We start from the raw sequence: 8,040 nt of genomic DNA, 5'->3' as shown, positions 1-8,040 counted from the left end.
AGAGCGTCATGCTGAGCGGAGGCCCGCCCCAAGCGGGCCGGAGTCGAAGCATCCCTACTCGACCTCGGCTGCTGGGTCGAAGTAGGGATCCTTCGACTCGCGCTTCGCGCTCGCTCAGGATCACGACAATACCCACACAGGCGACGTAGCAAGCTATGTCTCTACGTTCTGCAACCCCTTCAGAGCGTCATGCTGAGCGGAGGCCCGCCCCAGCGGGCCGGAGTCGAAGCATCCCTGCTCGACCTCGGCTGCTGGGTCGAAGCAGGGATCCTTCGACTCGCGCTTCGCGCTCGCTCAGGATGACATCTCACGTTCACTTCTTGAGCCGAATCCCCAACTCGTACAGCTGCGCCGGGTTCACCGGCGTGGGCGCGTCGACCATCAGGTCTTTGGCTTGCGCGGTCTTGGGGAACGGGATGACCTCGCGCAGGCTTTCGGCGCCGGCCAGGATCATGACGATGCGGTCGAGGCCGAGCGCGATGCCGCCGTGCGGAGGCGTGCCGTAGGTGAGCGCTTCCAGGAAGAAGCCGAAACGCGATTGCGCTTCTTCGAGCGTCATGCCGAGCGCGCGGAAGATGCGCTGCTGGATATCCTGGCGATGAATGCGGACGCTGCCGGAGCCGAGTTCGGTGCCGTTTAGCACTACGTCGTAGGCCAGCGCGCGGACGGCGCCGGGATCGCGCTCGAGTTTCTCCATGTCGCGCTCGTGCGGCGAGGTGAACGGGTGGTGCGCCGCCTCCCAACGGTGCTCCTGTTCGTTGAACTCGAACATGGGAAAGTCGGTGACCCAGAGGAAGCGGTACGAGGCCGCGTCGTTGAGCGCGCCATCAAAGGCCTTGTGGCGGTCGGCGTATTTCTGCGCCAGCGCCAGGCGCAGCGCGCCGGCGGCGGTGAAGACGGCGCGGTCGTGCTGCTTCACGCCCGGACCGACGATGCTCTCCGAGGTGTGCGCTTCGGGCGTGGCGCCGCCGGCGACGATGACGATGAGGTCGGCGGAAGTGTCCGGTACGGCGCCGACGGGCGGGGCGCCCGCCGCTACATCGTGAAGAGCATCGTTCGCCACTAACTCGCGGATTTTCGCTGCCGCCTGCTGGAAATTCTTTTCGAGGCGCTTGAAGTCTTCGAAGAGCTTGGCAGGGCCGGGCTTGCCGGAGGCGAAGAGCGGCTTGATGTCGTCGCGCTCCCTGCGCGAGAGCTCGCCCACGCGCGGGATGCGGATGGCAACGACGGGAAGCGACGAATCAATGCCGAGCTTCTGCAGGTCTTCCGGTGCGAACGCCGGCTTGACGTCGGTCATGGGCGGCAGGCGCAGGTCGGGCTTGTCGCTGCCGTAGCGGCGCATGGCTTCGTCGTAGGTCATGCGCGGGAATGGCGTGGGCAGCTCGACGCCCGCAACCTGCCAGGCGGCGCGCAGGAAACCCTCGACCACGGCGAAGACGCGGCCGGGCGTGGGGAAGCTCATCTCCAAGTCGATCTGGGTGAACTCGGGCTGGCGGTCGGCGCGCAGGTCTTCGTCGCGGAAGCAGCGCACGATCTGAAAGTACTTGTCGAAGCCCGAGATCATGAGGATCTGCTTGAACAGCTGCGGCGACTGCGGCAGCGCGTAGAACTGCCCGGGATGCACGCGGCTGGGCACGAGATAGTCGCGCGCGCCTTCGGGCGTCGAGCGCGTCATGAACGGCGTCTCGATTTCGAGGAAACCCTGCGACGACAGGTACTGCCGGATGGCGATCGCGACCTGGTGGCGCAGCATGATGTTGGCCTGCATCTCGGGACGGCGCAGGTCGAGGTAGCGATACTTGAGGCGCACTTCTTCGTTGGCGAGCGCGGAATCGGAGGGCGCAAACGGCAGCGGGGCCGAGGTATTCAAAAGCTTCAACTCGTCGGCGAAGACTTCGATCTCGCCGGTAGAAAGATTGGGGTTAACCGTCTCAGACGACCGGCGCTTCACTTCGCCTGTAACGGCGGCGACGTACTCCAGGCGGAGTCCAGACGCCTTCTCGTGCAAATCAGGATTGCGCTCGCGGTGGAAGACCACCTGGGTGATGCCCGCGCGGTCCCGCAGGTCAATGAAGATGAGGTTGCCGAGGTCGCGGCGGCGATGCACCCATCCCATGAGCGTCACACGGGCGCCGGCATCGGAAGGGCGCAACGCGCCGCACATGTGAGTGCGCTGGGTGTCGGCGAGGAAGTCCAGTTCCAAGGGGCCTCTCGGGTCAGTTTGGGTAAACGAGGATTGTAGCAACGGAGCGGGATTGCCGAACCGCGGAATTGCCGAATTGAAAACAAACCAAGCTATCGCTGGATTCGGACTGGCAATTCGCCGCGCGCGATGGTCGTTTGCTCGCCGCTGGCCAGGTTCTTGAGCGCGAACTCGCCGGACTTGACCTCGTTTTCGCCGACGATCAATGCGTAGCGCGCGCCGAGCTTGCTGGCGGTTTCGAGGGACTTCTTCAGGCGGAAGGTCGCGTCGCCGAGTTCGACGACCAGGTCGTGGCGGCGAAGTTCGCGGGCGAGACGGGCGGCCTCGGTGCCCATGCCGGCGCCGAGCGGCGCGATGTAGACGTCGGGCGGGTGCGCGGCAGCGGTCCGCTCGTCTTTCAAAGTCTGTTCCTGCAGCGTGAGCACCAGGCGGTCTTCGCCGATGGCGAAGCCGATGCCGGGCGCAGCCGGGCCGCCGAGGGCTTCGGAGAGACCGTCGTAGCGCCCGCCGCCGAGGATGGCGTTCTGCGCGCCGAGCGCGCCGTGGGTGAACTCGAAGGCGGTGCGGGTGTAGTAGTCGAGGCCGCGCACGAGCCGGTCGTTGAGGACGAAGGGCACGCCGACCGCTTTCAGGATGTTTTGCACTTCCGCGAAGTGCCGGCGGCACGGTTCGTCAAGATAGTCGGCGATGCGGGGCAGCGTAGCGATGATCGGTTGATCGGCGGGCACCTTGCAGTCAAAGACGCGCAGCGGGTTGGTGAGGGCGCGGCGCTGGCAGTCGGAGCAAAGCTTGTCTTTGACGCCGGCGAGCGCCGAGCGCAGCGCTTCGTTGTAGCGCGCGCGGTCATGAGCACAGCCGACCGAGTTCAGTTCGAGTGTCCAGCCGGTGATCCCGAGGCGGTCGAGCAGCGTGGCCAGCATCTCCAGCACTTCGGCGTCGCGCGCGGGCGATTCCGAGCCGGCGGCGGGCGGGCCGATGACCTCGGCGCCGATCTGGAAGAACTGGCGATAGCGTCCTTTCTGCGGACGCTCGCGGCGGAACTGCGGCCCGATGTAGTAGAGCTTCTGCACGCCCGGGCGCTCCCACAGCTTGTGCTCGATGTAGGCGCGGACGACGCCGGCGGTGTTTTCGGGGCGCAGGGCGAGCATCTGCCCCTTTTCAGAGTCAGCGCGGGCTCGGTCCTCCCAGGCAAACATCTCTTTCGCAACGATGTCGGTCTCTTCGCCTACCGAGCGCTGGAACAGTTGCACATCTTCGATGATGGGCGTGCGGACCTCGTGGAAGTTGTAGGCGCGAAAGACGTCGCGGGCGGCCGTCTCGACGAAGTTCCACAGTTCGGTGTCGGGCGGAAGCAGGTCGCGCGTGCCGCGGATGGACTTGATGGAGCGGGTCATCGGTCGTTGGTTGTCGGTCATGGGCAAAAGCAGATCCCTCGCGCCGCTCGGGATGACAATTCTAACGAGAACTCATGCGGGAATGCCTGCAGCCTTGCAGGCGCCGAAGCAGGCCGCGCTTCAACGTTTGGTTTCCATGAACAGGAACAGAAAGACGAACCACGCTGCCGGCACGACCGTAGATGTGATGGCTATCGTGGACTCGAAGCAGTGCCATCCGTGCTGTTCCAGCAGCTGGCACATTTCCTTGCCGGACAGTGCTTTGCCCGTTGCCATGCTTCCGCTCTAGCCCAGAATCAAAAAACCTGTCAACTAGGCCGGAAATACAGGGTTTTCTACACGGCTAAATGGCAATTTCAAGTACCTGGTCGCCTTCGGCCCGTTTGACTTGACATCAACGGAAAGACAGCCCTCAACGGCTTCGCGAAGGTTCTTCAGCAACTCCTCGACAATTTCCTCCTGGGAAGCGCAGCCGGGAATTGCGGGCGCCTCGCCCCAGAAGCCGCCCTCCTCGGCGCGATGGACAATCGCTTTCAATTTCATTGGCATGCGTACATTCTAGCCTTTCATCTCCCGCATGTACTGCTCTTTGTAGTCCAGGTAATTGCGGGCGTAGCGCAGGATGCCTTCCTGGTCGGCGTCGGTCAGCTCTTTGCGCTGTTTGCCGGGGACGCCCATCCAGAGCGTGCGCGGCGGGACGATGGTGTTCTCGGGGACCACGGTGCCGGCGGCGATGATGGAGCCCGCGCCAATGCGCGCGTTGTTGAGGATGACCGAGCCCATGCCGATGAGGCACTTGTCCTCGACCACACAGCCGTGCAGGGTGACCGAGTGGCCTATGGTGACCCAGTCGCCGACGATAACGGGATAGCGGTCGCGCATGCCGTGGAGGACGGAGCAGTCCTGCACGTTGGAGTTCGAGCCGATGCGGATGTGGTGGACGTCGCCGCGCAGGACGGCGTTCATCCAGATGCTGGCGTGCTCGCCGAGTTCGACGTCGCCGATGAGCTGAGCGGAGGCGTCGACGTAGCAGGTGGCGGGGACGCGGGGCGAGATGCCTTTGTAGGGACGGAGCATGGGATTGGTCGTTGGTCCTCGTCGTTAGTCGTCAGTCGTTCGCGGACGGCAGGCGAAGATAACATCCGGGCGCAGATGGCCCAAACGTGTCGCGTACCATGCGCTGGAACACGGGAGCGCCGGGAAGCGCCATGGCCGGCCAGATGGCGTAAAAATGCCACTTCCCGCTTGACTTGCCCCGGGAACGCTGCAATAACTACCAAGGTCAACCGACGAGTTTGGGGGTGTAGTTTCTTTGGCAGAAGTTCGCGTACAAGAGGGAGAACCTCTTGAAAACGCCCTCCGCCGCTTCAAGCGCAAGGTCCAGACGGAAGACATCATCAAGGAAGTGAAGCGTCATTCCTTCTATCTGAAGCCCGGCGAAAAGAAGCGGATGAAGCAAGCCCTGGCGCGCAAACGCAGCCGCAAGAAGGCGCGCAAGGAGCAGGAGTAGAGATCAACCCGCGCGGCCGCCGACGGCACCCAACTGGCGGCGGCCACCGGCCATAAGGCAGAACGCGCCCGTTGCGAGTACTAAGCGATAAGCAGTAGCCCGGCATTATCCGAGTAGAGGTGCAGTAAGGGCCGCGCGCCGAGCACGGCCTTGGGCCGAACCAGAGGGGTTTAAGGGAACCTGCGCCGCTTCGCATGCAACGCCAGGCTGCGGTGGCATGCCGTCCTGTTCGGGGAACGGGGAGGAACGGCGCGGGCGATTAAGGGCCGGAGGCGCGTTCTCCATGGAATTCCAGGACAAGATACTGAAGTGCGTTGACTGCGGGGCCGACTTCGTCTTCACCGCCGGGGAACAACTTTTCTTCCACGACAAGCAGTTCAAGAACGAACCCAAGCGCTGCAAACCCTGCAAGGCAAAACGGGCAAGCTCGCTGGGTGCGTCTGCCAGCGCCAACGGTAGCGCGGGCAGCGGCAGCTACGTGAAAGTCGAGACCCGGACTACGTGCTCCAATTGCGGCAAGGAAACCACCGTCCCGTTCAAACCCACGCAAGGACGGCCGGTGTTCTGCCGCGAGTGCTTCCAGCAGCGCCGCACGACGGCGGCGGGCGCCAGCGCATAAATCTCCCTCTTCTCTGATTGAGCCTGCAACCGGCGGGCGCGCGGAAGTGTGTCTACCGCCAGCTTCGCGTTTCAAGTTTCCAGTTTCCAGAACAACAAGGCGCTCGTTGGCCCTTAGCCTTTGGCTCTTGGCTTGAAGCGAAAGGCCCACGCAGCTCGGGCCCGGCCTGAGCCTGGAGTAGACCAGGGCGCAAACACGCCTGCTCGAAATGGAAACTTGAAACTGGCGCTATGACGCGCGTCGGGAGTGGTCGCCGGACTTGGCTTGGACAGAGGCGGCGCGTGCGGAGCCCTTTTGCTCGCGGAGGCGCTGGGCCTCGTGGCGGGTCAACAACTGATCGAGCTGGCGAAGAAGTTCCTCGGTGCCCACCGGCTTGACCAAGAGCGATTGCGCGCCTTTGCTCTCCCACTCGCTGCCGAGCGCGGGAAACGCGGTAAGGATGGCGGTGGCGGGATCGTAGGGCTGCTGTCGCGCGGTGCGGATCACGTCGTAGCCGGCGTTCTCGGTTTCCATGCGCATGTCGGTAATGACCATGTCGTAGGTCTTGCTCTGGATCAACTTCATGGCTTCACCGCTGGAAGCAGCGGTCTCGACTTCAAAGCCGTTCAGTTCGAGGACCGCTTTCAATGTGAGCAGAATGGCGAGTTCATCGTCCACCAGCAGGATTCGGCGCATCAGGAGCTCCAGGGGAATTGAATCTGGCAATCGGGACCTGAGATGCAAGGTTCCGAGTCTCTGGTTGTTGTCGCCCGCGTTGTGCGTTACGGGGAACTTGGAGACCGATGGCTATAATACACCCATGCCGCGCTACTTCGTGCAGAACTTCGGATGCCGCGCCACCCAGGCCGACGGCGCAGCCATCGAGCGGCAACTGGCGGAAACCGGCTTCCAGCAAGGGTTTTCATCTACCCAGGCCGACCTGGTGGTGCTCAATACCTGCACCGTAACCCGCGCCGCCGACCAGGACGCGCGCGCCGCGGTGCGCCGCATTCGCCGGGGAAATCCGGATGTGAAAATCCTGGTAACGGGCTGCTACGCGCAGCGCGCGCCGGAGGAGATCGCCGCGCTGGAAGGCGTGACCTGGGTAGTGGGCAACTCGCACAAACAGCAGGTCGCCGAAATTGCCGCGACGGCATTCGAAATCGAAGGCAAGAGGCGAAAGGAAAAAGGAAAAAGTGGGCCGGCAGCGGGCTTTGTGCCCCTAAGTGTACTGGCCGATACCCGGCGGCCGACAGCCGACGGCCGCATTTTCGTCAGCGACATCTTCGCGCACACCGAACTGCTGGCGGCGCCGGTATTCGAGGGTGCGGGCGAGCGCACGCGCCCCAACCTGAAAGTGCAGGACGGCTGCGACAACCGCTGTTCGTTCTGCGTGATTCCCTACGTCCGGGGGCAGAGCCGTTCGCTGCGGCTGGACGAAGTGGTGCGGCAGGTGGACGAACTGGTTGCCGCCGGCTATCGCGAGGTGGTGCTTTCGGGCATCAACCTGGGGCGATGGGGCCGGGAGTTCGACGAGACGATGCGCTTCGAAGAGCTTGTTCGCGCCATTCTCGATCGCACATCGCTGGAGAAGCTGCGGCTGAGTTCAGTCGAGCCGATGGACTGGTCGGGCGAGCTGATTGCGATGGTGGCACAGTCGCCGCGCATCGCTAAGCACGCGCACCTGCCGCTGCAGTCGGGATCGGACGCGGTGCTGCGGCGCATGCATCGCAAGTACCGGCCGTGGCACTACGCCGAGCGCGCCCGGAAGATTCGCGAGGCGATGCCCGACGCGGCGATCGGCGCCGACGTGATGGTGGGTTTTCCCGGCGAGACCGATGCGGAGTTTGAAGAATCGCGGCGCTTCATCGAGGAGATGCCGTTTACATATCTGCACGTGTTCACGTATTCGGCGCGTCCGGGGACGCCGGCGGCAGAGATGCCCCGACAGGTCCCGTCGCAAGTGGCGCACGAGCGCAATCGCGCGCTGCGCGAATTGGCGGTGGCCAAGAACCGCGCGTTTCGTCAGACCATGCTGGGACGCGAGGTGGAAGCCATTACGCTTGGGCGCGGCGGCGAGAATTGGACGGAAGCGCTGACGACGAATTATCTGAAGCTGCAAATCGCCAAGCGGCATGAAGCCAACAACTGGATGCGCGTGCGGGTGAACGCGCTGACGCCCGACGGCCTGCGCGGCATCGCGCTCTCAGCTGCCAACCCACTTCCGCGCCAGGCAGAGTTCGCGCACCAGCCGGCGTTCGCTGCTCACCGTCTTCACGCAGAGCAGGGAGCGTTGTAATCGTTGGAAGTTCTCTTCCCCTTCCATCCGCACCAG

General features: G+C 63.9%; 9 protein-coding genes. 3 read left to right on the top strand and 6 right to left on the bottom strand.

Features of this window, described 5'->3' with window-relative positions:
- Positions 1-313: 313 nt before the first annotated feature.
- The 5 genes from aspS to VFA60_02950 form a co-directional block, all read right to left on the bottom strand.
- Positions 314-2,203, bottom strand: coding sequence for an aspartate--tRNA ligase (aspS, locus tag VFA60_02970; GenBank protein HZQ90734.1), 1,890 nt, complete (start codon positions 2,201-2,203; stop codon positions 314-316).
- Positions 2,204-2,295: 92 nt separating this feature from the next.
- On the bottom strand, positions 2,296-3,618 hold the full coding sequence (hisS, locus tag VFA60_02965) for a histidine--tRNA ligase (GenBank protein HZQ90733.1): 1,323 nt from the start codon (positions 3,616-3,618) through the stop codon (positions 2,296-2,298).
- 99 nt (positions 3,619-3,717) lie between these two features.
- Positions 3,718-3,873, bottom strand: coding sequence for a hypothetical protein (locus tag VFA60_02960; GenBank protein ID HZQ90732.1), 156 nt, complete (start codon positions 3,871-3,873; stop codon positions 3,718-3,720).
- Between the two features lie 36 nt (positions 3,874-3,909).
- Complete coding sequence (locus tag VFA60_02955; GenBank protein HZQ90731.1) at positions 3,910-4,146, bottom strand: type II toxin-antitoxin system HicB family antitoxin; 237 nt, start codon at positions 4,144-4,146, stop codon at positions 3,910-3,912.
- Positions 4,147-4,155: 9 nt separating this feature from the next.
- On the bottom strand, positions 4,156-4,674 hold the full coding sequence (locus tag VFA60_02950) for a gamma carbonic anhydrase family protein (protein ID HZQ90730.1): 519 nt from the start codon (positions 4,672-4,674) through the stop codon (positions 4,156-4,158).
- 235 nt (positions 4,675-4,909) lie between these two features.
- On the opposite strand from VFA60_02950, the gene rpsU reads away from it, so the two are divergent.
- Positions 4,910-5,107 carry a 30S ribosomal protein S21 gene (gene rpsU / locus VFA60_02945; GenBank protein HZQ90729.1) on the top strand — a complete coding sequence of 66 codons (198 nt, stop codon included), beginning with the start codon at positions 4,910-4,912 and terminating at the stop codon, positions 5,105-5,107.
- 283 nt (positions 5,108-5,390) lie between these two features.
- A complete protein-coding gene (locus VFA60_02940) occupies positions 5,391-5,726 on the top strand; it encodes a zinc-ribbon domain containing protein (protein HZQ90728.1) in 336 nt (111 codons plus the stop codon).
- A gap of 228 nt (positions 5,727-5,954) precedes the next feature.
- Here the strand turns inward: VFA60_02940 and VFA60_02935 are convergent, their stop codons facing one another.
- Complete coding sequence (locus tag VFA60_02935; GenBank protein HZQ90727.1) at positions 5,955-6,401, bottom strand: response regulator; 447 nt, start codon at positions 6,399-6,401, stop codon at positions 5,955-5,957.
- 124 nt (positions 6,402-6,525) lie between these two features.
- Between VFA60_02935 and mtaB the strand changes: the two genes are divergently transcribed.
- A complete protein-coding gene (mtaB, locus tag VFA60_02930; GenBank protein HZQ90726.1) occupies positions 6,526-8,004 on the top strand; it encodes a tRNA (N(6)-L-threonylcarbamoyladenosine(37)-C(2))-methylthiotransferase MtaB in 1,479 nt (492 codons plus the stop codon).
- The last annotated feature ends 36 nt before the right edge of the window (positions 8,005-8,040 follow it).

This window comes from Terriglobales bacterium (genome assembly GCA_035651995.1).
Lineage (GTDB): Bacteria > Acidobacteriota > Terriglobia > Terriglobales > Acidobacteriaceae > DASRER01.
The sequence above is the reverse complement of the archived record's forward strand: the minus strand, read 5'-3'. Positions and strand labels throughout refer to the sequence as shown.